The 25,561-nt window shown below is 63.0% G+C and carries 26 protein-coding genes; 4 read left to right on the top strand and 22 right to left on the bottom strand.

What is annotated here, in order from left to right; translation table 11 throughout:
- Window positions 1-63: 63 nt before the first annotated feature.
- The 17 genes from hpf to V2B23_RS19355 form a co-directional block, all read right to left on the bottom strand.
- Window positions 64-744 (bottom strand): ribosome hibernation-promoting factor, HPF/YfiA family, encoded by a 681-nt coding sequence (hpf, locus tag V2B23_RS19275; protein WP_430951810.1) that lies wholly within the window; start codon window positions 742-744, stop codon window positions 64-66.
- 174 nt (window positions 745-918) lie between these two features.
- The gene (locus V2B23_RS19280) at window positions 919-1,620 is read right to left on the bottom strand and encodes a ComF family protein (RefSeq protein ID WP_430951811.1); all 702 of its coding nucleotides are present in this window, start codon (window positions 1,618-1,620) and stop codon (window positions 919-921) included.
- A gap of 77 nt (window positions 1,621-1,697) precedes the next feature.
- A complete protein-coding gene (gene lpqB, locus V2B23_RS19285) occupies window positions 1,698-3,470 on the bottom strand; it encodes an MtrAB system accessory lipoprotein LpqB (RefSeq protein WP_430951967.1) in 1,773 nt (590 codons plus the stop codon).
- Window positions 3,470-5,209: an MtrAB system histidine kinase MtrB gene (gene mtrB / locus V2B23_RS19290; RefSeq protein ID WP_430951812.1), complete on the bottom strand. Its 1,740-nt coding sequence runs from the start codon at window positions 5,207-5,209 to the stop codon at window positions 3,470-3,472. Before mtrB ends, lpqB begins: the two co-directional genes overlap by 1 nt.
- On the bottom strand, window positions 5,206-5,883 hold the full coding sequence (gene mtrA / locus V2B23_RS19295; protein ID WP_033231194.1) for an MtrAB system response regulator MtrA: 678 nt from the start codon (window positions 5,881-5,883) through the stop codon (window positions 5,206-5,208). Before mtrA ends, mtrB begins: the two co-directional genes overlap by 4 nt.
- A 115-nt stretch (window positions 5,884-5,998) precedes the next feature.
- Window positions 5,999-6,640 (bottom strand): dTMP kinase, encoded by a 642-nt coding sequence (locus V2B23_RS19300; RefSeq protein ID WP_430951813.1) that lies wholly within the window; start codon window positions 6,638-6,640, stop codon window positions 5,999-6,001.
- Between the two features lie 78 nt (window positions 6,641-6,718).
- Window positions 6,719-8,197, bottom strand: coding sequence for an adenosylhomocysteinase (gene ahcY / locus V2B23_RS19305; RefSeq protein WP_033231196.1), 1,479 nt, complete (start codon window positions 8,195-8,197; stop codon window positions 6,719-6,721).
- 87 nt (window positions 8,198-8,284) lie between these two features.
- Window positions 8,285-8,905 carry a TetR family transcriptional regulator gene (locus tag V2B23_RS19310; protein ID WP_430951814.1) on the bottom strand — a complete coding sequence of 207 codons (621 nt, stop codon included), beginning with the start codon at window positions 8,903-8,905 and terminating at the stop codon, window positions 8,285-8,287.
- 34 nt (window positions 8,906-8,939) lie between these two features.
- Entirely contained in the window at window positions 8,940-9,122 is a 183-nt protein-coding gene (locus V2B23_RS19315; RefSeq protein ID WP_033231503.1) for a rubredoxin, read from the bottom strand.
- Between the two features lie 3 nt (window positions 9,123-9,125).
- Window positions 9,126-9,305, bottom strand: coding sequence for a rubredoxin (locus V2B23_RS19320; RefSeq protein ID WP_430951815.1), 180 nt, complete (start codon window positions 9,303-9,305; stop codon window positions 9,126-9,128).
- Complete coding sequence (locus tag V2B23_RS19325) at window positions 9,302-10,513, bottom strand: alkane 1-monooxygenase (protein ID WP_430951816.1); 1,212 nt, start codon at window positions 10,511-10,513, stop codon at window positions 9,302-9,304. Before V2B23_RS19325 ends, V2B23_RS19320 begins: the two co-directional genes overlap by 4 nt.
- A gap of 122 nt (window positions 10,514-10,635) precedes the next feature.
- Window positions 10,636-12,129, bottom strand: coding sequence for an amino acid permease (locus V2B23_RS19330; RefSeq protein WP_430951817.1), 1,494 nt, complete (start codon window positions 12,127-12,129; stop codon window positions 10,636-10,638).
- 51 nt (window positions 12,130-12,180) lie between these two features.
- Complete coding sequence (locus V2B23_RS19335; RefSeq protein ID WP_430951818.1) at window positions 12,181-13,107, bottom strand: cation diffusion facilitator family transporter; 927 nt, start codon at window positions 13,105-13,107, stop codon at window positions 12,181-12,183.
- Window positions 13,108-13,109: 2 nt separating this feature from the next.
- On the bottom strand, window positions 13,110-14,327 hold the full coding sequence (gene manA, locus V2B23_RS19340) for a mannose-6-phosphate isomerase, class I (RefSeq protein WP_430951819.1): 1,218 nt from the start codon (window positions 14,325-14,327) through the stop codon (window positions 13,110-13,112).
- Window positions 14,327-15,421 (bottom strand): tobH protein, encoded by a 1,095-nt coding sequence (locus tag V2B23_RS19345; protein WP_430951820.1) that lies wholly within the window; start codon window positions 15,419-15,421, stop codon window positions 14,327-14,329. Before V2B23_RS19345 ends, manA begins: the two co-directional genes overlap by 1 nt.
- 132 nt (window positions 15,422-15,553) lie before the next feature.
- Window positions 15,554-16,927, bottom strand: coding sequence for a phosphomannomutase/phosphoglucomutase (locus tag V2B23_RS19350; protein ID WP_430951821.1), 1,374 nt, complete (start codon window positions 16,925-16,927; stop codon window positions 15,554-15,556).
- A 138-nt stretch (window positions 16,928-17,065) separates the two neighbouring features.
- Window positions 17,066-17,464 (bottom strand): DUF3499 domain-containing protein, encoded by a 399-nt coding sequence (locus tag V2B23_RS19355; protein WP_033231204.1) that lies wholly within the window; start codon window positions 17,462-17,464, stop codon window positions 17,066-17,068.
- Between the two features lie 80 nt (window positions 17,465-17,544).
- On the opposite strand from V2B23_RS19355, the gene V2B23_RS19360 reads away from it, so the two are divergent.
- Window positions 17,545-18,033: a metallopeptidase family protein gene (locus tag V2B23_RS19360; protein ID WP_430951822.1), complete on the top strand. Its 489-nt coding sequence runs from the start codon at window positions 17,545-17,547 to the stop codon at window positions 18,031-18,033.
- A gap of 184 nt (window positions 18,034-18,217) precedes the next feature.
- Here the strand turns inward: V2B23_RS19360 and V2B23_RS19365 are convergent, their stop codons facing one another.
- Window positions 18,218-18,481 carry a WhiB family transcriptional regulator gene (locus V2B23_RS19365; protein WP_165826358.1) on the bottom strand — a complete coding sequence of 88 codons (264 nt, stop codon included), beginning with the start codon at window positions 18,479-18,481 and terminating at the stop codon, window positions 18,218-18,220.
- Window positions 18,482-18,883: 402 nt separating this feature from the next.
- Between V2B23_RS19365 and cofD the strand changes: the two genes are divergently transcribed.
- The 3 genes from cofD to V2B23_RS19380 are packed head-to-tail and all read left to right on the top strand — an operon-like array spanning window position 18,884 to window position 21,798.
- Window positions 18,884-19,876, top strand: a complete 993-nt coding sequence (gene cofD, locus V2B23_RS19370) for a 2-phospho-L-lactate transferase (protein ID WP_430951823.1) — start codon at window positions 18,884-18,886, stop codon at window positions 19,874-19,876.
- The gene (locus tag V2B23_RS19375) at window positions 19,873-21,240 is read left to right on the top strand and encodes a coenzyme F420-0:L-glutamate ligase (RefSeq protein WP_430951824.1); all 1,368 of its coding nucleotides are present in this window, start codon (window positions 19,873-19,875) and stop codon (window positions 21,238-21,240) included. The genes cofD and V2B23_RS19375 overlap by 4 nt, the downstream gene beginning before the upstream one ends.
- Window positions 21,241-21,798, top strand: a complete 558-nt coding sequence (locus V2B23_RS19380; RefSeq protein ID WP_430951825.1) for an NUDIX hydrolase — start codon at window positions 21,241-21,243, stop codon at window positions 21,796-21,798.
- Between the two features lie 3 nt (window positions 21,799-21,801).
- Here V2B23_RS19380 and V2B23_RS19385 read toward each other — a convergent pair whose 3' ends face one another.
- The 4 genes from V2B23_RS19385 to rfbD are packed head-to-tail and all read right to left on the bottom strand — an operon-like array spanning window position 21,802 to window position 25,496.
- Window positions 21,802-22,575 carry an SGNH/GDSL hydrolase family protein gene (locus tag V2B23_RS19385; protein WP_430951826.1) on the bottom strand — a complete coding sequence of 258 codons (774 nt, stop codon included), beginning with the start codon at window positions 22,573-22,575 and terminating at the stop codon, window positions 21,802-21,804.
- Between the two features lie 32 nt (window positions 22,576-22,607).
- Entirely contained in the window at window positions 22,608-23,687 is a 1,080-nt protein-coding gene (locus V2B23_RS19390) for a sugar phosphate nucleotidyltransferase (RefSeq protein WP_430951827.1), read from the bottom strand.
- Window positions 23,684-24,598, bottom strand: coding sequence for a glycosyltransferase family 2 protein (locus V2B23_RS19395; protein ID WP_430951828.1), 915 nt, complete (start codon window positions 24,596-24,598; stop codon window positions 23,684-23,686). Before V2B23_RS19395 ends, V2B23_RS19390 begins: the two co-directional genes overlap by 4 nt.
- A 43-nt stretch (window positions 24,599-24,641) precedes the next feature.
- Window positions 24,642-25,496 (bottom strand): dTDP-4-dehydrorhamnose reductase, encoded by an 855-nt coding sequence (gene rfbD / locus V2B23_RS19400; RefSeq protein WP_430951829.1) that lies wholly within the window; start codon window positions 25,494-25,496, stop codon window positions 24,642-24,644.
- Window positions 25,497-25,561: the final 65 nt, after the last annotated feature.

The following is a 25,561-nucleotide window of genomic DNA, read 5'->3' on the forward strand; positions in this document are numbered from 1 at the left end:
CTCCGGCCGGATTCCATGGTAGGCGCTAACTCGAGGTTGCGAGGCAACCCACCTACAGATCGGTCACGTCAGGCGGATCAAGCCGTAGTCGAATGCGTGCCGACGGTAGACGACGGACGGCTTGTCGGACTCCTTGTCATGGAAGAGGAAGAAGTCGTGACCGACCAGTTCCATCTCGTAGAGAGCGTCGTCGATGGTCATCGGCTCGGCTGGGTGGTCCTTGGTGCGGACCACGCGTCCCGGGCCATCGTATTCGTCCGGTTCTTGACCGTTCAGCGAAATATCGGGCGCGGCACCGAGTGAGTCTGCGTCGACGAGCGAGGCGGTTGCCTCGGCGACGGACAGCGGTCGCTTGTCACCGTAATGGACCTTCTTGCGGTCCTTGGTTCGACGGAGGCGGCTCTCGAGTTTGTCGATCACCGATTCGAATGCGGCATAGAAGCTGTCTGCAGCGGCTTCTGCTCGCGCTACCGGTCCTTTGCCACGCGCAGTGATCTCGACTCGCTGGCAGTTCTTGGACTGACGTCGATTGCGTTCGTGCTGAAGTTCCACGTCGAAGTGGAATATGGAGGGGTCGAAGTGTTCCAGTCGCGCCAACTTGTCCGAAACATAAACTCGGAAGTGATCGGGTATCTCGACATTGCGTCCCTTGACGACGATGTCGGACTTCGGAACGGTGGTTTGCGTGGAACGCTCGGTGGTGGCGTCCTCGATGAAAAACGAGGCTTGCGAAGGGGTCGTCACTCGTACCTCCCAATTACGGCCCCGCTCAGTGTTTGAGCGGCGGCAAGTTCTTCAAGTACCGAGAGGGGATCCGCCCGGTATCAGGATTGAAGTACCACCTCCCACCTGTTTTCGGGTGTGCCGCCGACGCTAGTACGTAATCAGCGCGAGTGCCACTGTTAGCCCGAAATTCATTTACACACCGGCAACGACAAGCACGAGAGTTGTCCGGATTCCGATCCGCGCGAGAACCCGAATCGATTCTGCTGCAGTCGCTCCCGTCGTCAGCACGTCGTCGAGGAGTACGACGTCGACGTCACGATCGACCAATCCGGCCCCCGCGCGTGTCACGACGATCTTCTCGGCAACGTTGGTGGCCCGAGCAGCGGCAGACAAGCCGACGGAATCGCGGACGCCTCGCGTCATGGCCAATGCCGAATGCACTTCGACGCGGCGGGGCGGCAAGACCTCACAGGCCGCATGAGCGATGCGGCGGACCGGATCACCGCCGCGCGAACGAGCGGCGCGCGAACGCGACGGGGCCGGGATCAGGACCAAAGGCCGACGCGTCGGATGGTGGAGCTCACCCCACCGCGCCAGATGCGTCAACGCTTCGGCCACAGCGTCTCCCAGGGGCGCCGCGAGGTCGCGTCGGCCGCGCTCCTTAATCTCGATCACGCTGCGCCGTCTAGGTCCACTGTAGGGACCGAGCGCCCACGCCGGCGCGCCGGGATCGACTCGAGGTGTGAGCCGGATCGGATGGTCGCGAAGCATGGTGACGCAGGCCTCGCACCACTGCACACCGATCCGTCCGCATCCCCCACACTCACGCGGCAACACCAGATCGAGCGCTGCTCCACCGACACTGCTCCACGTCCGAAAACCACCGACCCCCATGCCCGTCAGTGTGCGGCAACCCACCGACAGCAACCCACGTGCACCGACAGAGCAACCCCTGCGCACCGACCGGAAACTCAGCCGGGCAGTACCGGAATCGCCTTCTGCCCCGTCAATCCAGGCACCTCACGCCACAACCTGTCGCCCGCGGGATCGTTGTTGTTCAACTGGAATACCGCTCTGGCATCGGCAACGTACTCGGTGGTAGGCGACGCGTCGACGGACACCACCGGCGCCGTGAGATTGCCCCGGGGCAACGAGTCCATCCGAGAGCCGTCGATCGCGACCTGCACAACGGGGACATCGGAGTTGTTGCGTGCGATCACAATGGTGTCGCTGTTGCTCCAGTCGAGCGAGAGCGCCGTACTACCCAACCCTGGAGCCACAGCCCGTGGACTGGTCAACGCGAAGACGCCGCTGGGCAGGCGGACCACGATCGCCAGGTACACCTTGCCGTCGATGATCATCGCCGCTCGAACTCCGTCACGGGACAGGCGCAGCTCGGTGATGTTCGATCCCAGTGGGATCAAAGCGCCCACGTCCACGTTCATGACCGACGTCCGACCCGTGGTGGGCTCGCGAACCGCGCGCACCACGGTGTTGCCGTTCACCGCCGCCCAGATCGTGTTGTTGTCGATTTCCCACGTCGGTCTGGTGATCACCGGGGCGTCGAGGACCGGGGCCGCACCTTCGGTGTACGGACCGAGCGTCAGCGAAAATCGTTTTGCAGGATCAGGATTCGCGGTATCCGCCACTGCGGCGACGGTCTTGCCGTCGCGAGAGAGCGCAACCGACGCAAGATTGCCGGCAGTACCGGCAAATCCGGGCACGGGTGTGACCGCTTGTTCACCGACACTGACCAGTGAACCGTCGCGTAGGGCATGCAACCCGACCGTCGCACCGGTCGTCGCCAACGGATTCGTGGACGCGACGTCGGCCGTTGTCCAGCCCTCCGGATGCGCGCCGTCCAAGGGCGCCCCGTCCACCAGCAAAACGTACGGTCCGGCGATGTCGGCGCCGGCCAATGTCCAGATGATCTGGGCGGCAAACAAAGCGCGAGTTTCGGGGTCCATCGACTGACCGATCCGGAAATCGATGCGGATGCCACCGAGACCGACACCCACCTGACCGGATCGACCGTCGGCCTTCGTGATGGGCCCGATCACCGAGACACCTGCGCCCAGTTCGTTGCGGACAGCCGATGCGAGTGCCTCCTTGGGTCCCTCGATCAACAGGCCGACCAACTGCGAAGTCATCTGGTCCTGGGAACCCGATATCCACCGCAGATCCGGAACCATGGTCTGACCGCTGGGGTCCGGGAAGAACAACGACTTCCGTTGGTACGCACCGAGGAACGCCGCGCGCTCCATGATCACACCCGACGGAAGGTCGTTGATCCGCCACTCGCCGTCGACCAGATTCAGCGTCATCTTGGCTTCGTAGCTGCCGTCTTCGGGAACGTAGATTCCTCCGGCTTCGAGACGCCCGACCTTGTTGACTCGGATCGTGTAGACGGCTTCCTGATCGGTCCGTGACTCGGAGAGCGTGTCGACCTTGTCGACGATGATCGTGCTGGCCGCGTCGTCCCATTTCGCGGACATCTCGGGGGTCAAGTACTGCCGTGCCGCGAGGTGCCGGTTCGCGGGTTCAGTGCTTGCTTTCACGAAGTCCCGCACCAACAAATCGGGCTCACGACCCGAGGCCGGCGGAGCGACGGGAGTTCCCGGCGCCACAGTGGCAAGCGTCCCGATCGCCTGGGGCGACGACGAGGCCGGCAGGCTCGCGCACGCGCCGGTCAGTAGCACCGCGCTCAGGCTCAGCGCCAGCAGACCACGGCGATATCGCTGCATCACGAACGCTCACCCCCTTGCGAGCCGGTTCGTGATTCGGTCTCGTGCGGCGTCGGAATCGACGACGTGACCTCGCCGACCTCTTCGGCGACGATGTCCGCGTTGGAGGGTGTGCGGACGAACTTGGCAGTCGTGGGCTTCAGCGGTAGCGGACTGGACACCAGTTTCTTGCCGTGCACTCGCGGCAACGTCAGACGGAAGCACGCGCCGACGCCCGGCTCACCCCAGGCCTCGAGTTTGCCGTCGTGCAGATTGGCGTCCTCGACGCTGATCGCCAAGCCGAGACCGGTGCCGCCGCTTCGACGGACCCGCGACGGATCGGAACGCCAGAAGCGGTTGAACACAAGTTTCTCCTCGCCGGGACGCAGTCCGACACCACTGTCGCGAACGATGAAGGCCAGAGCGTCGTCGTCGGCTCGCAGGCGCAGCAGGATGGGTTTACCTTCCCCGTGATCGATGGCGTTGGCGAGCAGGTTCCGCAGGACCCGTTCGACTCGGCGCGGATCGACGTCGGCGATCACCGGGTCGTCTGGCATGTCGACTATCAATTCGGTACCGGATTCACGGGCGAGGTGGCGAACGGTGGACACCGCGGCCCGCGCACACATCCGCACGTCGAGTTGCTCGGACGCAAGTTCCGCAACACCGGCGTCGTGCCGGGAAATCTCGAGCAGATCGGCCAGCAGACCCTCGAATCGATCGAGTTCGGCGACAAGCAGTTCCGACGAGCGGCGAAGTATCGGATCGAGGCTCTCGCTACCGTCGTGGATGAGGTCCGCGGCCATCCGCACTGTGGTGAGCGGGGTGCGCAGTTCATGGCTGACATCGGATGTGAAGCGTTTCTGTAGATTGCCGAACTCCTCGAGCTGGGTGATCTGCTTCGAGAGGCTCTCCGCCATTTCGTTGAAAGACATTGCGAGACGAGCCATGTCGTCCTCACCGCGAACCGGCATACGTTCCTTGAGCCGGCCGTCGGCGAAGCGCACGGCGATCCTCGACGCCGATCGGATCGGCAGCACCACCTGCCGCGCGACGAGCAGCGAAATCGCTGCCAGCAGGACCAGCAGGACAGCGCCGCCGATCAACAGGGTGCTGCGGACCAGCGACAGGCTGCGATCCTCACTGGCAAGTGGGAACACGAGATACAGCTCGAGGCCGGAGATCGACGACGCCGTGGGACTGCCGATGATCAAAGCCGGGCCGGAATACCCTTCGGGATCCGAGACCGTGGCGAACTGGTAGGCGATCTGTCCGTTGTGAACGAACTCACGCAAGTTTTCGGGGATCTGGTCGGCCGGCCCGGCAAACACCGGATCGCGGGGCCCGTCCTGCTCGACGATCAGCGCGGGATCGAAAGTGCCCGCAGAACCCGATGCTTGACCCCCCGACTGATTGCGGCTCGTCAAACTCGACGCCGCACTCTCGAGTTGGTCCTTGAGCGCTGCGCTGCCGTCGAGGCCGGCCAACTGATCTTCGACGACGCCTCGGGCGCGATCCATCTCCTCCGTGGCGGCGGTGATCTTCGCTTCGAGCAACCGGTCCGTGATCTGGCTCGTGAGCACAACACCGAGGATCACGATCACAATCAACGACAACGACAGGGTCGAGACGACAACCCGCAATTGCAGCGATCGTCGCCACGTGTGGGCGAGGGTGTTACTCAGTGAGTGGCACCACCGCAGAAAAGGCGTCAGCCACCGATTGAGGCGGCGACGCCAACGGGAAACGCCACCGGTCACGGCGGTCCGGCCTTGTAGCCGACACCCCTCACCGTCAAAACCACTTCGGGATTCTCGGGATCGGTTTCGACCTTGGCGCGCAGACGCTGGACGTGGACGTTGACCAGGCGGGTGTCAGCGGCATGACGGTAACCCCACACCTGTTCGAGGAGCACCTCACGGGTGAACACCTGGCGGGGCTTGCGCGCAAGAGCGACGAGGAGATCGAATTCGAGGGGGGTGAGCGAAATCTGCTCGCCGCCGCGGCTGACCTTGTGCGCCGGCACGTCGATCACGATGTCGGCAATACTCAGCAGTTCCGCCGGTTCTTCCTCGGTGCGGCGCAGCCGAGCGCGAACTCGGGCGACGAGTTCCTTCGGCTTGAACGGCTTCATGATGTAGTCGTCCGCGCCGGACTCGAGTCCGAGGACAACGTCCACGGTGTCGGTCTTCGCGGTCAACATCACGATGGGAACGCCGGAATCCGCACGCAGGACCCGGCATACGTCGATGCCGTTCATACCGGGCAGCATCAGATCGAGCAGGACCAGGTCGGGCCGAGTCTCGCGCACCGCGGCAAGTGCCAGAGTTCCGTCGCCTACCACGTAGGGATCAAAACCCTCACCCCGCAGCACGATCGTGAGCATCTCGGCGAGTGCCGTGTCGTCGTCGACAACCAGAATCCTTGGTTTCATATCCCTATCGTTGCATCTTCGAGTCGTAATTAAGACCGTTACGTGACTGTGCGGCGTGCCGCGTGTTCCCTCTACTGTGCCGGAAACTTCCGAATCGGGTAGCTATCGTGACGCATCACGCCAAATCGGCCAGTTTTCGGGCAAGGTCGGATGGGTCCGTATCGGGACCAATGACCCACCACGGTGACACCCACGCCGCTGCCGCGAGCTGCGAGTACAGCTCACCGGTCCGTATCTGCAAGTCTCCGTCGCGCTCGTAGGCGTCACGCTCGCGCGTCGAATCTTCCACCTCACGACTGCGCGCACGCTCGTTCGCCAATGCGATCGGCACGTCGAGGTACATCTGCAGATCAGGTGCCGGGAGGCCGAGGCGACCGAGCTCCAGATCACGAACCCACGCCACCATCTCGCCGTCGACGCCCTGGTGCATCCGCGCCGCGTTGTACGCCGCATTGGACGCAACGTACCGATCGAGCAGAACAATGTCGTTGGCGCTCAGCAACTCTGCGACTTTCTCCGCCGCTCCCGCGCGGTCGAGCGCAAACAGCACCGCCATCGCGTTCACGGACTGTGCTAGATCTCCGTGCGCCCCTTTGAGAGCTTCGGCAGCAAGATCGGCGTGGATCGATTGTCCGTAGCGGGGGAAATCGAGCGTGGCGACGGTGGTTCCCGAACGTCGAAGCTCGTCCACCACTTTGCCGATCAACGTCCGCTTGCCGGCTCCGTCGAGCCCTTCCAACGCCACGAGTATTCCCACGGCTGACAAGCCTATCCCCCGGTCCGTCGAGCTGGACCGGGGGACGGCTGTGTTACATCAGGACGGCACTGCTCTATCTCAGTAGCGGTAGTGCTCGGGCTTGTACGGGCCCTCGACGTCGACGCCGATGTACTCTGCCTGCTCCTTGGTGAGCTTGGTCAGCGTGCCACCGAGTGCCTCGACGTGGATCTTGGCGACCTTCTCGTCGAGATGCTTCGGGAGACGGTAAACCTCGTTGTCGTACTCCTCCGGCTTGGTCCACAGTTCGATCTGCGCGATGACCTGGTTGGAGAAGCTGTTGCTCATCACGAACGACGGGTGACCCGTCGCGTTGCCGAGGTTGAGCAGACGACCTTCGGACAGCACGATGATCGAGTGACCGTCGGCGAAGGTGAACTCGTCGACCTGCGGCTTGATGTTGATCCGCGTGACATCACCGGACTTCTCGAGTCCGGCCATGTCGATCTCGTTGTCGAAGTGACCGATGTTGCCCAGGATGGCCTGGTGCTTCATGGCCTTCATGTGCTCGAACGTGATGATGTCCTTGTTGCCGGTGGACGTGATCACGATGTCGGCCCAGCCGATGGCCTGCTCGACGGTCTTGACCTCGAAGCCGTCCATCAATGCCTGGAGTGCGTTGATCGGGTCGACCTCGGTGACCGCGACGCGAGCGCCCTGGCCACGAAGCGCCTCGGCGCAGCCCTTGCCGACGTCGCCGTAACCGCAGACGAGTGCAGCCTTGCCGCCGATCAGGACGTCGGTGCCGCGGTTGATGCCGTCGAGCAGCGAGTGGCGGGTGCCGTACTTGTTGTCGAACTTGCTCTTGGTGACCGAGTCGTTGACGTTGATCGCGGGGAACGTGAGTTCACCGGCAGCGGCAACCTGGTACAGGCGCAGAACGCCCGTTGTGGTCTCTTCGGTGACGCCCTGGACGGACTCGGCGATTGCCGACCACTTGCCCTTGTCAGCCTCGAGGGACTGACGCAGCAGGGCCAGGAAGACCTTGTACTCGTCGGAATCCTGATCGTCGTCGGTCGGCGGAACAACGCCGGCCTTCTCGAACTGCGCACCCTTGAGGACGAGCATGGTGGCGTCGCCACCATCGTCGAGAATCATGTTGGCAGGCTCACCCGGCCACGTCAGCATCTGCTCGGCTGCCCACCAGTACTCCTCGAGGGTTTCGCCCTTCCACGCGAAGACCGGAACGCCCTTGGGCTCTTCCGGGGTGCCGTGGGGACCGACGACGATTGCGGCGGCGGCGTGATCCTGGGTGGAGAAGATGTTGCACGAAGCCCAACGAACCTCGGCGCCGAGCGCGGTCAGCGTCTCGATCAGAACTGCAGTCTGAATGGTCATGTGGAGCGAACCGGAAACGCGAGCGCCCTTGAGCGGCAAGACCTCTGCGTATTCACGGCGAAGCGCCATGAGGCCCGGCATCTCGTGCTCGGCCAGTCGGATTTCCTTGCGACCGAATTCCGCGAGCGAAAGATCTGCAACTTTGAAGTCGACACCGTTACGGTTGTCGGCCACGGGCGTTGTTGAAACTGAGGTCGTCATCGTCCCTCTCCTGGTTGACGTGCATACTCCACTCAAGGCTATCCGCTCGACCCACGCAGTAGGACATCACCGTGATTGCGGCGAACCTCACACCGTGCCGCGCGCACCTCGGGCAACATCGATGAACGGCCCGAGCAGGGCACCCAGATCCTCCGCCACCGACGCTCCGGACTCGGGCGGCATCGATATGTAACTCAGGCCAAGCCTCGCAATTGCCCTGGCCAGAATGCCCGCATCAGCGGCCGAGGCCTGAATCCACCCACGCTGAAAACTCTCCGACAACCGAGTTGATGCCCGATCGATGATCACGGCGCTGTCCGTCGTGATCAAACGCAACAAATCGGGCTTCGCCTCCCCCGTCAGGAGCGAATGCACCAACGGGTCGGTCGCGCTGGAGGCAAAGAACGCCCCGAACCCCGAGATAAGGGCGTCGACACTGCGTCCCTCGTTGGCCGCAACGGCATCGTCCACAGCGTCGACAAACCCGTCCGCGAGCCGCAGCGCGTACGCCTGCGCCAGGCCCTGCCGAGAACCGAACTCGTTGTAGAGCGTCTGCCGACTGACACCCGCGTGCTTGGCCAGAACAGTCAGACTCACCTCGGACCAGTCCCGCTCGGTCAGCAACTCCCGCATCGAATCGAGCACCGCACCGCGCAGCAGCAGACGCGACGCCTCTTTTTGCGGCAGGCGGGTGGGCGTCGAGATCATGATGACGACATTACCGCCGCAGCCGCCGACCCACTCAGGCCCGTTCGATCTCCACCATGAAGAAATCACTCTTCGCCGCGCCGCAATCCGGGCAACTCCAGTCGTCCGGAATATCGTCCCAGCGAGTGCCTGGTTCGATTCCGTCGTCGGGCCAGCCTTGCGCCTCGTCGTACTCGAATCCGCACTGCGCGCACTGATACAGCTTGTAGTCGTTCATGATTCACTCCCCTGCCCTTGCCGAAACAGCTTCGAAGTCCAACTTTTCCCGAACACCACAATCCGGACAGCACCAGTCGTCGTGGACTGCGTCCCACGGCGTTCCTGCCGGAAAACCTTCTCGCGGTGCGCCGTTCACTTCGTCGTAGACGTAGTCGCACACGGGGCATTTGTAGGCACTCATGCGCTCGCTCCGTACCGCGCGAGGATCTTCTCGCGCTTGCCCGGCTGGATATTGACCCGAGTAATGTCGCCGTCGTAGTGAGCAATGACCTTGGGATCCATCACTTTTCGCCACAGGGGTGGAACATAGGCCAGCATGATCATGCTGGCGTAGCCACTCGGAAGATTGGGTGCGCCGTCCATACTCCGAAGCGTCTGATAACGACGGGTGGGGTTGGCGTGGTGATCACTGTGCCGCTGCAGGTGATACAGGAAGATGTTGGTGCAAATGTGGTCACTGTTCCAGCTGTGCGCGGGCGCGGCGCGCTCATACCGGCCGCTGGCCAACTTCGTCCGCTTCAGTCCGTAATGCTCGAGGTAGTTGACCGTCTCGAGCAGACAGAACCCGAAGACGGCCTGCAGGACCAGGAACGGCAGAATCGACAGCCCGAACACGGCGGTGAGGACTGCGAACAGCACTACCGACATCAACCACGAATGCAGGACGTCGTTGCGAATTGTCCACGGCTTCTTACCCAATCGATCGAGACGCGCCTTTTCGAGTTCCCACGACGATCGCAGGGATCCCCACACACTGCGCGGCAGGAAAGCCCAGAAGCTCTCACCGAATCGTGAGGACGCGGGATCTTCCGGCGTTGCCACCCGGACGTGATGACCGCGGTTGTGCTCGATGTAGAAGTGACCGTAGAAGGACTGCGCCAGAGTGATCTTGGACAACCACCGCTCGAGATCGTCCTTCTTGTGGCCGAGTTCGTGCGCCGTATTGATTCCGATGCCCGCAACACACCCGACGGTGATCGCCACACCGATCTTCGATACCAATCCGAGTCCGCCGTCGATACCGAGCCACGAGAGGTCCGTAGCCGACCACAAGTAGCAGGCCATGACCAGGCTGACCAGCTGGAACGGAATGTAGATGTACGTGCAGTAGCGGTAGTACTTGTCGTTCTCGAGCCTCTCCATGACCTCGTCAGGCGGGTTCTCGCCGTCCGGCCCGAAGAAGATATCGAGGATCGGCAACAACACGTAAACGAGCAGCGGCCCGATCCACCACCAGAGAGGCGACACGCCGCCCAGACCGATGTTGTTGAACAGGGCCACCATCCCCGCGGCGATGAATATCGCGATCGGGGGAACCAAGCCGAGTAGCCAAAGATCCCGCTTCTTGTCCCGCCACTCCCCCGATATCTGATCGGATTGCGCGCTCATGTGCGTCGACACTGTGTGCCTCCTCCATCCGGAACGACCCACGACTGTGAGTCACTTCACCATGAAGTAGACAATACTGTCCAAGTTGTAAAAAAACTATACAAATCTTTAAATTTGTACACTTAGTCGATTTCGCCGCGCTCGCGCTTTCCGATCAACGAATGCCGACGGCTGTACGCAAAGTAGATGACGACACCGAGCGCCATCCAGACGACGAACCGGATCCACGTCTCCACCGACAGATTGAACATCAGCCACACGCAGGCCAACACCGCCAGAATCGGCACCCAAGGCACGAGAGGAACCCGGAATCCGCGGGGCAGGTCCGGACGCGTCCGGCGCAGTACCACCACTCCGATCGAGACGAGAACAAAAGCGAACAGCGTTCCGATGTTCACCATTTCCTCGAGCGTGCCGATCGGGAAGAAGCCGGCCAGTACGGCAACCACCACGCCGACGAGCACGGTGATCCGAACCGGAGTTCCGTGCTTACCCGTCGGCGCCAGCCGGCGCGGCATTAAACCGTCACGGGCCATCGCAAAAAGCACACGAGTCTGCCCCAGCATCAACACCATCACCACGGTTGTGAGTCCGGCGAGAGCACCGAACGAGATCACGTTCTTTGCCCACGTGATGTCGTGGAACGCGAATGCCGTTGCCAGATTGGACGTGTCACCCTCGAGCACTGTGTAATTCACCATTCCCGTAAGTACCAGCGTCACCGCCACGTACAGCACGGTGACGATGAGAAGTGAACCGAGAATTCCTCGCGGCAATGCCTTCTGCGGTTCCTTCGTTTCCTCCGCAGTGGTGGCAACGACGTCGAATCCGATGAACGCAAAGAACACCAGGCTCGCCGCTGCAAGGAGTCCGTACCATCCGAACGTGCTGCCGCCTGCGCCCGTGACGTAGGAGAACAACGATTGATGGATGCCCTCGCCGGTACTACCGGGCTCCGACGGCGGAATGTACGGCGTGTAGTTGTCCGTGTCGATGTAGAACAGGCCGACGATGATCACGAGGAGCACCACGGCCACCTTGATCGACGTGATCACCAACGACACCCGCGACGACAGTTTGGTTCCGGTCACCAGCAACACTGTGATGACCGCGATGATCAGCACAGCACCCCAGTCGAATGAAACCGGACCCCACTCGACGATCGGACTTCGTGAGCCCATCACCTCACCCAGGTACAGCGACCACCCCTTTGCCACCACGGACGACGCCAACGCGAATTCGAGGATGAGGTCCCAGCCGATGATCCACGCGACGAACTCGCCGAACGTCGCGTACGAGAAGGTGTACGCGCTACCGGCGACGGGAACCGTCGACGCGAATTCGGCGTAACAGAGTGCCGCCAGGCCGCAGGCAACCGCGGCGATGACAAACGCCAGAGACACCGACGGCCCGGCGACATTGCCTGCCGTCCGAGCCGTGAGTGTGAAGATTCCTGCACCGATGACCACCGCAACCCCGAATACGGTGAGATCCCAGGAGTTCAGATCTTTTCGGAGTTTGGTCTCGGGTTCGTCGGTGTCCTTGATGGACTGCTCTATCGACTTGGTTCGGAACAAATTGGAACGACCGGATCCGGCCTCGTCCTTGATCGCCACTGCCGCCTCCTTAGAGATGGCATCAGCCTAAGCCTGTGCGAGAGGCTTTGTTCAGGGTTTGCGAGTCACCAGTTTGTCCAGATCGGGCTCGATGTAGATCACGCGTGCCGCCGGAACAGCAGCACGCACACGCGCTTCCGCCTCGTCGATTGCGGTCGCGACATCCGAGATGGTGGAACCGAGCGGAACGGCAACCTTGGCCGCAACCAGAATCTCCTCGGGACCGAGGTACTGGGTCTTGCAGTGGATGACTCGTTCGATGCGGGTTCCGTCGACCAACGCGGCCAGGATGAGATCGGTTTCGACGCTGGTCGCGCCTTCCCCGATCAGCAGGGATTGCATTTCGATGATCAGCACGATCGCGATGATGCCGAGTAGCACGCCGATGCACAGGGTGCCGATGCCGTCGAACACCGGATTGCCGGTCACCATCGTCAGGCCGACGCCGCCCAGTGCCAGCACCAGTCCGATCAGTGCGCCAGTGTCCTCGAGGAGGACAACCGGTAGTTCAGGACTGCGCGACGTCCGGATGAACGACCACCACGACGCGTTTCCCTTCAGCGGACGTGATTCCTTCATCGCGGTGTAAAAACTGAACCCTTCCAGGCACATGGCGATCACGAGGATGACAACGGCCACAAACGCCGAGTTGAGTTCCTCCGGATGCTGAATCTTGTGAATACCCTCGTAGATCGCGAACAGCGAACCCAAGGTGAAGAGCACCAGAGCAACCACGAACGAGTAGAAGTAGCGATTGCGTCCGTAGCCGAACGGGTGCAGTTGGTCGGCTTCCTTCTCGGCCTTCTTCTGTCCGAGCAGTAGCAGTCCCTGATTGGACGTGTCGGCAACCGAGTGCACTGACTCGGCAAGCATCGACGACGACCCGGTGATCATGAATCCCACGAATTTGGCTACGGCAATTCCGGCATTGGCCCCCAAAGCGGCCAGGATTGCCTTCTTCCCACCTTCTGCCGACACGACTATCGGCCAACCGTGGCGCTGAAAACCTGTGCCGTCGTGCTTCGCGGAGAGATTGTCGCGAGCGGTTCATCGGCGGAAATCCAGGCTGCGCGACCACGATCGAGTTCCAGTTCGCCAGTCCCACAGCGCACCGTGACCGAACCCTCGGTGCAGATCAGGATGCGTGGGTCCCCGGCAGGCACGACGCTGTTCGTCACTTCTGCATTCAATTCGATTCGCGTCAGCCGAAATTCCGGAGCGGGCGTCGGGTAGACGATGTCCGCGCTGCCGGCGTGCGGCGACGGGTCGAGAATCGTGATGTCGGATCCGTTGAAGTCGAGGACCCGAAGCAACTCGGGCACGTCGACGTATTTAGGGGTGAGACCGCCGCGCAGAACATTGTCGGAGTTCGCCATGATCTCGACGGCCAGTCCGTGCAGGTAGGCGTGCAGGTTCCCCGCAGCCAGGAAGATTCCCTGACCTGGTTCGAGGGTGACCCGGTTCAGCAGCAACGCAGCCAGCACTCCGGCGTCACCCGGGTACGATTCGCCGAGTTCGAGCGCGGTACGGATCTCCGCGGCAAATTCGGCGTCGCGCGACGACGCGTAACTGATGCATCCCGCGAGGACGGCCGGCAGCAAAGTTCCGAGCGCGGTCGACGGCAAGGTTATCCACGTTGTGAACAACGCCCGCAAGCCGTCCGAATCCGGTTGTCCTTCAAGGAGACCGATGTACGGCTCCAGTTCGGGCACCGCCAGTGCGCGCAGCATCTTGACAGTCCTCGTCGGTTCGCGGAACCCCGCGAGCGCTTCGAACGTGCTCAGGGCGACGACCAGTTCCGGCTTGTGGCTGCCGTCCTTGTAATTGCGGACGGGTGCGTCCATCGGAACACCGAGGGCGTTTTCCCGGCGGAAGCCCTCTTCTGCCTGACGGGCACTCGGGTGCGCTTGCAGTGACAGTGGTTCCTCCGCTGCCAACAGCTTGAGCAGGAACGGCAAGCGTTCACCGAAGGCCTCGATGTTCTGCTCACCGAGTTGCCGCGCCGGGTCCCGGCCGAGCACATCGAGTAACGACTCGCTGCCGTCGTCGTTGACGACGCGCGCGGGGTCGCCCGGATGCGCGCCTAGCCACAATTCCGCTTCGGGATGTGCGGACGGCACAGGAAGCCCACGAAGTTCGGCAATAGCCGTACGTGACCCCCAGGCGTAGGACCGCAGAGCGCCCTCGAGTTCTTGCACTAGCGCGGCCCACCCGTCAACTGCAGGTATGCGGACGCCATGTCCACCCTCGATGCCAAGACAAACACCTGTTCCACTTCCGATACCCCCGTATTGGCGCTGTCCTCGTCTGCTGCAATCACCAGATCCGCATCGGCCAGCGCATCCATGCGTCGCACAACCTCGCCGCGTCCCGCTTCCATGGCAAAAACGAATGCCCGAACCGGGTCGACCGGCAACGGGCCGTCGAGCTCCGGATCATGGAAGAACGGGTCGTGAAAAACCGAATCACGGGCCCCTGCTGTCGGAGCGAACAGGGCCCGTGCCGCTGCGATCACATCCGACAGTTCACCGGAAGCCGCGGAGCGTCCCGATGCCAGAAGCGACGCGCTTGCATAGTCGGCAAGCGCCGTGGCGACCGCGCCGCTGCCGCACACGACCAGTCGGCGATCACGCATTCTGGTAGCCAAGGATTTGGCGGGATTGTGAAACACCTCGTTGGACAAACCGTCGCTGATGGCTTCGGCGTCGACGGCATCCGCGATCCGATCGAGGGACGACGGTCCCGCTTCGCTCTTCTCCCGGTTGTCGAGCGCCGAGACCACCACGACGAAGACCGCGAGAAAGCGAATCATCGTGTGGCGCGGAGCAGTGAACACACGCGCCGGCAGGGTCATCGTGCGCCCGGCCGCTGCTGCTCGCATCGGTCCCTCTTCGGGAACCGCGACAACAACTTCTGCGCCGCGGCGCACCGCCCCGTCGACGGACTCCACCAGGCGCGGATCCCCCGCGTCGTCTCCCGCAACCACCACGACGTCGAGGGGGCCGACCCACGACGGCGTCCGGTCGAGCAGCACCAGCGGGCACGGCACGGCATTGCCGAGCAAGGCAACCGCGATCCGGGCGGCGTGTCTGGCGCCGGCCGATCCCGCGATCAACACGATGCTTCGTGGCCGCAGCCCGGCCAACCGATCGAGCGAGCCTTCCGCGACCGCCGAAGCCGTCGAACGAATCTGTGCGCCCCCCATGGCTACTGAACGCAGTAACCCCTCGGAATCGGCAGCTGACAATGCGTCACTGTCGTCGAGGTCGAGGAGCGGTGTCGGCGCTGTCATCTCACCGCACCCCCTTCTCCGTAACAACTTCTCTCGCAACCAACATCGACCGCAACACCGCGTGCGCGGATAGTCCCCCAACTATCCCAGGCGGCCGACGCGCCGACAAACCAATCGGGCAGAAAAATGAACTCAGCCTCGAACGATCGCCAGAATCTCGCCGACCAACGCGTCGACATCGGCCTGCGTCGGAGCTTCGACGTTGAGTCGGAGCAACGGTTCGGTGTTGGATGCCCGCAGGTTGAACCACGCATTACCGGACAAGTTGACCGTGACACCGTCGAGGCGGTCGACGGAGTCTGTGCGGTCCGCGAACGCAGCGAGGACCGCAGCCGTTCGATCGGCCGCATCGGCAACTGTCGAGTTGATCTCGCCGGAGGCGCTGTACCGGGTGTACTCGGCCATCAGTTCCGACAGCGGCCGGTCCTGCTCACCAAGTGCGGCCAGCACGTGCAGCGCGGCCAGCATGCCGGAATCGGCACCCCAGAAATCGCGGAAGTAGTAATGAGCGGAATGCTCGCCGCCGAAGACTGCGCCCGTATCGGCCATCTGCTGCTTGATGAACGAATGGCCGACCCGGGTGCGGATCGGAACGCCACCCAGTTCGGTGACCAGTTCCGGCACAGCGTGCGAGGTGATGAGGTTGTAGATGATCGATGCGCCTGGCTCTTTTGCCAACTCGCGCTGGGCAACCAGTGCCGTCACGGCGGACGGGGACACCGGGTCACCCTTTTCGTCGACGACAAAGCAGCGGTCCGCGTCACCGTCGAAGGCAAGACCGACATCTGCGCCCGTCTCACGGACGTAGGCCTGCAGATCGACCAGGTTGGCCGGATCGAGCGGGTTCGCTTCGTGATTGGGGAACGAGCCGTCCAATTCGAAGTACAGCGGCAGCACGTCGAGCGGCATCGGACCGAAGACGGCTGGCGCTGTGTGTCCACCCATCCCGTTACCCGCGTCGACGGCAACCTTCATCGCGCGCATCTCGGACAGGTCGACCAGCCCACGCAAGTAACTCGCGTACTCGTCGAGCACATCCTGACTGCTGACTGCGCCGGCCGGACCGTCGAACTCGGGAACTCCCGAGACGACCTCGCCCGAGATGACAGCGAGGCCGGTGTCCTGACCGACCGGCTTGGCACCCGCCCGGCACAACTTGATGCCGTTGTACTTCGCGGGGTTGTGACTTGCGGTGAACATTGCACCGGGGCAGTTCAACAACCCGGAAGCAAAATAGAGCTCGTCGGTGGACGCCAGTCCGATGTGCACGACGTCGAGTCCCTGCGCGACGACGCCCTCGGCGAACGCGGCCGACAGCGCGGGTGAGGACTCACGCATGTCGTGCCCGATCACCACGGTCGATGCAGCGCCCTCCTCGTCGCGAACCAAGCGGGCAAACGACGCGCCGACATCGCGGACAAAATCTTCGTCGATCTGCTCACCGACCACGCCACGGACGTCGTACGCCTTGATGATTGCAGCAACCGACTCGGCTGTTCGCCCCACTGATTCATTCTCCTTGTGTGCGCATCCCGGCGGATCTTCTCGACCGGGACACTGGAAGTTCGCAAGACGCTGGAAGTTCTGAGCAAGCCTAATGCTTCACGCGTGACTACGGGATGTCAGGCAAAAGCGGCCGGAAATTCAGGCCGACGGATCCGGCAGAACACGCAGGTGACCGCGACGACCGGTGCGAACCGCGGGCGGCGCAACGGAACGGGCGTCATCGCCTGCGGACACGCCGGTGTCCTCACGTCCCTTGGCGCGGTCACCGAAACCTGCCTCACGGACAGCTTCGGCAAGAGCGGTCAAATCGTCTTCGTCCGGGGTGCTGGTCGAGAATCCACCCTCGTACCGGACCATTTCCCAGCCCTTGGGGACCGTGATACGCGACGCATGGTTGTCACACAGATCCCACGAGTGCGGTTCAGCGACGGTCGCGAGAGGACCGACTACCGCAGTGGAATCCGAGTAGACATACGTCAACGTCGCGACGGCGGGGTTCTTGCACCCGGGGCGGCAGCAGCGACGCAGAGATCTCACAGGTACGGAGCCTAGCCCTCCCCGCGGCGGGAACCTACTCGGACACACCGACGGAGCGTCACTGTCGTAATCTCGACGCCATGTCACGCTCCCCCCGCAGACGCTCGGTCACCACCCGTTCGATCGAACGGCACGGCCGCGGCCTGCGCGGACCTTTGTTGCCGCCGGAAGTTCCGGCACGGCGAACCCGAGCGGAGAAATTCGATCTCCTCGTGATGGAGGCGTTTGCTCCGGTTGACCTGGCATGGCACGACCGGCTGAAAAAACTCGACATCGCCGTCGACGAGGTTCCGAAGATTTTTGCCCGTGATCCGGATTCGGTGAACTGGCCACCGGAAGTTGTCGCGGACGGACCTGTCCCACTCTCACGTTTGATTCCCGCCGGCATCGATCGGCACGGCAAGACGACACGTGCGCGAATTGTGTTGTTCCGTAGACCGTTGGAGCAGCGTGCCAAGAATCCGGACGAACTCACAGATCTGGTTCACGACGTGCTGGTACATCAGGTCAGTACGTTTCTCGGTGTCGATCCGTCTGTGATCGATCCGACGTTCCCTGAAGAAGACTAGGCACTTGAAGACGACTAGTACTCGAGACGACTAAGTACTCTGCACGCTAGGGCCGAAAGCCCATATCCCTTAAGCGAATATCTCTGAAAGCCTGTGCACGACCTGCAATTCCCCGTTGCAGGTCAAGACTTTTCGCAGACCGTCCCGTCAGCCCCGACACTGACAGAACCGATTCAGCAGCAGATCAGATGATCCCCCGCTTGAGACGCCGACGCTCGCGCTCCGACAACCCTCCCCAGATTCCGAACCGTTCGTCGTTGGCGAGTGCATAGTCGAGGCACTCGTCACGAACCTCACAGCCGAGGCAAATTCGCTTGGCTTCCCGAGTAGATCCGCCCTTTTCAGGGAAGAACGCCTCAGGATCGGTCTGCGCACAGAGTGCGCGTTCCTGCCATTGATCCTCGATGGTGTCGAACAGTTCCTCGAAGCCGGTCACGAGACTCAGCACAGGCCGAGCAGTCACCGCCTCGATTTCACTGCAGGCACCTTCTGCTGCGCCTGCTTGGGAATCGGTCTGCGGTTCGTAGCTCACTGTCATTGCCAGAGCACTGATCTCGACATTTTCATTGGGCATCGTTCCGCCTCCTCACCTGTAATAGCGCAGAATTTCACTCCGTATTTCAACCCATTTCAACCCCACCCCGTTGACCACTCGAAACTACGTTCGAATGTGGTCCCGCTGCAGGCAAACTCGCCGACATCGGTGGAATGACACATTTGAGATTACACACGTCCAGCGTGTCGCGGTCAAGCTAATGAACAGGAATCCATTAGTATTCCGGCCCGAGTTTTGCATCTGACACACCGCCCAGCGGACACGGCAAGTCGAGCACCGCCTAGGCTTTGTCAAGTGAACGTGACTGTATTGGTTGGCGGCGTCGGCGGAGCTCGTTTCCTCCAAGGAGTGCAACATGCACTCGGCATCTCCGGTGGTGAAACGCTCGAGAAATATCAAGGCCCACACCGGATCACAGCCGTGGTCAACGTCGGCGACGACGTCTGGATGCACGGCCTGCGCATCTGCCCCGACCTCGATACCTGCATGTACACCCTCGGCGGCGGCATCGATACCGAGCGCGGCTGGGGCCACAAGGGCGAGAGTTGGAACGCAAAAGAAGAGCTCGCCGCGTACGGCGCAAAACCGGACTGGTTCGGCCTCGGCGACCGCGATATCGCCACCCATCTGATCCGCAGCCAGATGCTCAGAACGGGCTATCCACTCTCCGCAGTTACCGAAGCGTTGTGCAATCGTTGGAATCCCGGCGTTGACCTTATTCCCGTCAGCGACGACCGCAGCGAGACGCACGTCGTGATCACCGACCCGGAAGACGGCGAGCAGAAAGCGATCCACTTCCAGGAGTGGTGGGTACGTCACCGCGCACACGTCCCGACCCACAGCTTTGCTCACGTCGGTGCCGAACAGGCCAAGCCGGCCCCAGGAGTGCTCGAGGCGATCGAGAACGCGGACATCGTCCTGATCGCTCCGTCCAACCCGGTTGTCAGTGTCGGCGCGATTCTGGCGGTGCCCGGCATTCGTGGCGCACTGCGCACCACCACAGCCAAAGTGATCGGTCTCTCCCCCGTGATCGGCGGAAAACCGTTGCGCGGAATGGCCGACGAGTGCCTCGACGTCATCGGCGTCGAGACGACATCCGAAGCAATCGGTCGCCATTACGGCGCCCGGTCGATCAACGGCATCCTTGACGGCTGGCTGATCGACGAAGGCGACACCGCCGACGTCGACGGTGTGGATGTGCGTGCCGTCCCACTGATCATGTCCTCACCCGCGGCCACCGCCGAGATGGTGGCCACAGCATTCGATATCGCCGGAGTGTCGCTGTGACAACAAACACGACCGATCAGGCTCCCGGCGATCACTCGCCGGGCGCAGCCATCGAAGTGATTCCCGTTCAGGGTCTTCCGGAGTTCCGTCCGGGTGACGATTTGGCTGCTGCCCTCATCGAGGCAACGCCGTGGATCCGCGACGGCGACGTCCTTGTCGTGACGAGCAAAGTGTTCTCGAAGGTCGAAGGCCGCATCGTCTCGTCCCCGACCGACCCGGACGAGCGCGATGCCGCGCGGCGCGTACTCGTCGATCAGGAAGCCGTACGCGTCGTAGCGCGCAAGGGCCGAACCCTCATCACGGAGAACAAACTCGGGATCGTCCAGGCCGCATCCGGCATCGACGGCTCCAACGTCGACGGCGGCGAGTTGGCTTTGCTTCCCGTCGATCCCGACGCGAGTGCCGCCGCGCTGCGCGCTCGGTTCCTCGATGTCGCCGGAAAGTCCGTGGCCGTCGTCGTGACGGACACCATGGGCCGCGCGTGGCGCAACGGGCAGACGGACGCCGCGATCGGCGCCGCCGGAATCCCGGTGTTGCACGGTTACCTCGGAGCGCAGGACAGCCAGGGTAACGATCTGATCGTGACCGAGATCGCCGTTGCCGACGAAATCGCCGCCGCCGGTGATCTGGTCAAGGGCAAACTCGGCGGAGTGCCCGTTGCGGTGGTCCGCGGCTTGCGTTTCCAGGACAACGGTTCCACGGCCCAAGATCTCATCCGTCGCGGCGCCGACGATCTGTTCTGGCTCGGCACGGCCGAAGCCACGGCGATGGGCCGTGGCCAGTCGTTGCTTCTGCGTCGTTCGATTCGCGCTTTCAGCGAGGAACCTGTTGACGCCGACGCGATTCGGTCGTCCATCGCCGAGGCGTTGACCGCGCCGGCGCCGCACCACACCCGGCCCGTTCGCTTTGTTTGGTTGCGCACCAACACTATTCGTAAGCAGCTACTGGAAGCACTACGCGAGAAGTGGCTCACCGATCTGCGGGCCGACGGACGCACCGAGGAATCCGCGCAGGCCCGCGTCGCGCGTGGCAACATCCTGTTCGACGCCCCTGAAGTTGTCATCCCGTTCTGCGTCCCCGACGGCGCGCACAGCTACCCGGACGAGCGCCGCAGCGCTGCGGAGTCCACGATGTTCACCGTGGCCGCGGGAGCGGCAGTGCAGGGCTTGCTGGTCGCGCTCGCCACCCGTGAGATCGGGAGCTGCTGGATCGGTTCGACGATCTTTGCGGCCGACACGGTGCGCGAACATCTGGGCGTGCCCGCCGATTGGCAACCGCTCGGCGCCATCGCTGTCGGTCACCCCCTCGAACCGCTCACTCCCCGTACGGCTCCCACTCCCGGCGACGCATTGGTGGAGATGTAGGTGAGCGCCGAGACTCTGCATGCATCCGCCAAAGATGTTCTGGAACAATGGTCTACGCCGTCAGCGCACGACGAGTCCCTCCGTCACACCATGTTGGCCTTTCTCGACTCCGCACCAGACGGATGCCTTCGTCGTCATGCGCCGGGGCACATCACCGCGTCGTCGCTGGTAGTCGACGAAAGCCTGAAACACGTCCTGCTCACTCTGCATCCGCGCGTCGGAAAGTGGATTCAGCTCGGCGGCCACTGCGAACCGAGCGATGACACTGTGATCGATTCCGCCTTGCGGGAAGCTCGCGAGGAATCGGGAATTCACGATCTGCGGATCGACGCCGCACTTCTTTCGGCGCACACGCACCCCATCACGTGTTCACTCGGCGTCCCCACCCGTCACCTCGACCTGAGGTTTCTTGTTGTGGCACCGGACAACTCACCGATCGTGCGCAGCGAGGAGTCGACGGACCTGAAGTGGTGGCCCGTCGACTCGCTCCCAGCCAATGCCGAACACGAGAGCGTCGACCACATGGTCTCGCTGGCGAGACTGCGTCTTGCGAGCTAAGCCTCAGGACTGAAACGCCGGGGCCCACTCGGGCCGCTTGGCGCGGACTCCGTCACCCGAGGACACACCCTTGACGCGCCGGGCCAGCCACGGCACCAGGAACTCTCGCGTCCATTGACGGTCTTCGCGCCGGGCCTCGAATTTCGACTGCACCGGCACGGGGCCGAGATCAGGCGCGGTGAGGGTGTGGTCCACACCGATGGCGTCGAGTACGTGAGCGGCCATGTTCTGATGCCCGGCAGGTGACATGTGCAGGCGGTCGAAGTCCCACATCCGCAGATCCTGGTATTCGGCGAACCGCCAGAAGTCGACGATGGTCGCGCCGTGTCGGTCGGCGACTTCGCGCACCAATTCGTTGTAGATAGCCATCCGCCCACGGAGTTTGCCGAAGAACGCCGACCACCCGGTGTCGTAGGCGGTGAACATCACTACGCGAGCACCGGATTCGGTGAGCGCGGCAATCGCGGTGTCGTAGCGAGCGACCACGGCATCGAGGTCCAGCTTGGGGCGCATCATGTCGTTGCCGCCGGCGTAGATCGTCACGAGGTCCGGCTTCAGCGCCAGCGCGGGCCCCAGCTGCTCTTCGATGATCGGACCGAGTAGTCGACCACGTATAGCCAGGTTGGCGTATCGGAAATCCGGGTTGCCGATTGCCAACTGCTCCGCGACGCGTTCGGACCAACCTCGTAGTCCGTTGGGGAATCTGTCGTCTGTGTCGCCGACGCCCTCGGTGAACGAATCACCGAGGGCGACGTAGCGGCTCGGAAATGAAGTCATCCGGCCATTATTCCAGTTGCGAAGCTCAACAATCACACATCTGTGCTGAAACGCACGCCACCGTCGGGCAGCGTCACACCGGGCCACACCCGAGCGCCGCGGAGCAATTCGCAGCGAGCGCCGATATCGGCACCGTCCCCGATCACCGCGTCGCGGACGAGTGCGCGGGGTCCCACCCGAACACCGAATCCGAGGATCGATCGCTCGACGACGGCCCCGGCTTCCACCACGGCACCGTCGAACAGGATTGCGCCGTCGAGGCGAGCGCCGGCACCCACTTCTGCGCCGCGTCCGACAACCGTGCCGCCGATCAGCACAGCTCCGGGAGCCACACCGGCGCCGGGATGCACCAGAGACTCGCCGCGCGGGCCCTCGAGTGCGGGTGACGGAGCGATACCACGAACGAGGTCGGCGGAACCACGCACGAAGTCCTCCGGAGTGCCCATGTCACGCCAGTAGGACGTGTCGACGTGACCGAAGACGCGCTTGCCCTCCGCCAGCAGGTTCGGGAACACCTCGCGCTCGACCGACACCGGGCGACCCTCGGGGATCTGCTCGATGATCTCGCGCTTGAAGACGTAGCAGCCGGCGTTGATCTGATCGGTCGGCGGATCCTGGGTCTTCTCCAGGAACGCAGACACCCGACCTTCTTCGTCGGTGGGCACGCAGCCGAAGGCACGCGGATCGCCGACTCGGACGAGGTGCAGCGTGACGTCCGCGTCCGTTTTCGTGTGTGTGTCGAGGATCGCGTTCAGGTCGGTGCCGCCGAGTACGTCACCGTTGAACACCATGATGTTGTCGCCGCGAAGTTTCGGAAGGACGTTGCGGATACCACCACCGGTGCCGAGCGGTTCGTTCTCGAAAACGTAGTCGATCTCGAGACCCATCTTCGATCCGTCACCGAAGTAGTCCTCGAACACCTCTGCCTTGAACGACGTACCGAGCACGACGTGCTTGATGCCCGCAGCTTCGATCCGCGCGAGCAGGTGCGTCAGGAAGGGCAGACCGGCCGTCGGCAACATCGGCTTGGGAGCCGACAGGGTCAGGGGGCGCAGGCGAGTGCCCTTGCCGCCTACCAGGATTACCGCGTCGGTCGGAGTAGGTTCGGTCATCGTTGTTGTCCCCTGGGATTCGAAACTGAAGTGTCATCGGTCGAGTAATCTGTGCGAGCGCGCAGTGCGGATGCGACGGCGATCTTGGAACGAAGCGCCAGGCCGCCGCGAAGCGCCAGCCTCAGCGGGGCCTGCCACCAATGAGGATGGCGATCGGCCTGGAAACGGTAGGCACTGCGGTGGTGTGCCGGCAACATCAGCTCCGGATGACGCCCTGCCGCATGCCCTTTCGCATGAGTGACCTCCGCGGAGGGCACAAACACGTTGAGCCATCCCGCTTTTCCGAGGCGATCACCGAAATCGACATCCTCCATGTACATGAAGTAACGGGAGTCGAACCCGGAGATGGCGTCGAAGGCATCGCGGCGAACGAGCAGGCACGAACCGGACAACCAGCCGACCGCGCGCTCGGTGATCGCCTCGTTCTCCTGACGGTAGCGAGTGGTCCACGGATTCTTCGGCCACACGGTGCCCAGAATTGCGTGTCCCGCACCGGAAGTGATGTCGGGCACCGATCGCGCCGACGGATACACGCTGCCGTCGGGTTCGAGGACTTTGGGCCCCAGCGCACCGGCCCTTGGCCACCGATCTGCCGCAGCAACCAATTTGTCGAGGGAACCGGGGCTCCATTGGACGTCCGGATTGGAAATCACGATGAATTCGATAGCGGGATCGATCTCCGCGACAGCCCGATTTATCGCGCCTCCATACCCGATGTTTCCACCGGTACGGAGCAGGCGAACGTGCTCGTACTTGCTGTCGGCAGCCTCGGGAGTTCCGTCGGTCGACCCATTGTCGGCCATGATGACCTGGGGTTTTTCTGTCGTCGCCTCGGCGAGTGTGCTCAAAAAGTTCTCGAGATGCTCGCCGGGCGAGTACGTCACCGTTACCACGGCCAGCTTGGGACTCACGCCGGTCAGCCTAGCTGCCCGGAGCGCTCCACCTGAACTTTGCTCACGCGATTGAGTCGTGAAGCGCCTCACGCCACGGGCGCAACGGGCTCAGGCCCGCAGCCGCCCACGCGTCACCGGACAACACGGAGTACGCAGGGCGCGGCGCTGGACGCACAAATGCCGCGCTGGTGCACGGTCGCACCCGGTTCGGATCGGCACCGACCTCTTCGAAGACCGCGCGCGCCAGATCGAACCAACTGGCCTGCCCGGCGTTGGTCGCGTGCAGCGTCGAGGTACCCGTAAACGGACGTGACGCCAGTTCCAGCAGACCGGCCGCCAGATCGACGCTGTACGTGGGCGAACCGATCTGATCGTCGACGACGTCGATGAAGTCCCGTTCACTTTCGAGGCGGCGCATCGTGCCGACAAAATCACCGGCCTCACCCGAGTACACCCACGCGGTGCGAACGATCACGGAATCAGCGCCGGATTTGCGCACGGCCTCCTCGCCCGCAAGCTTCGTGCGGCCGTAGACCGTCGACGGCCCGGTGGGCGAATCGACCTCGTACGGGCTGTGAGCGTCACCGGGAAAGACGTAGTCGGTGGATACGTGGATCAATCGGGCACCCGTCCGCGCGCAGGCAGACGCCAGGTTGCTCGGCCCGGTCTCGTTCACTGCGGTGGCCGCTGCCTCGTCCGACTCCGCTGCATCCACTGCCGTGTACGCGGCGCAGTTGATCACCACCGTCTCGGGTGAGAGAACATCGGACGTCAGGGCCTTGTCGACGGCACCACGATCGGTGATGTCCAACTGCGCTGAACCCAGTGCCACAACGCCTCGACCCGCCGAGAGCGCAAGCGATTCGATACGACTTCCAAGCTGTCCGCGCGCCCCTGTGAGCAGGATATTAGTCATACCCGTCAGTTTGGCACGCCGTCGCCAGGTAACCGACCTGACGCGAGTCGACCAGTAACCTGGAT

The organism is Rhodococcus sp. 24CO (genome assembly GCF_050586165.1).
Classification (GTDB): domain Bacteria; phylum Actinomycetota; class Actinomycetes; order Mycobacteriales; family Mycobacteriaceae; genus Rhodococcus_F.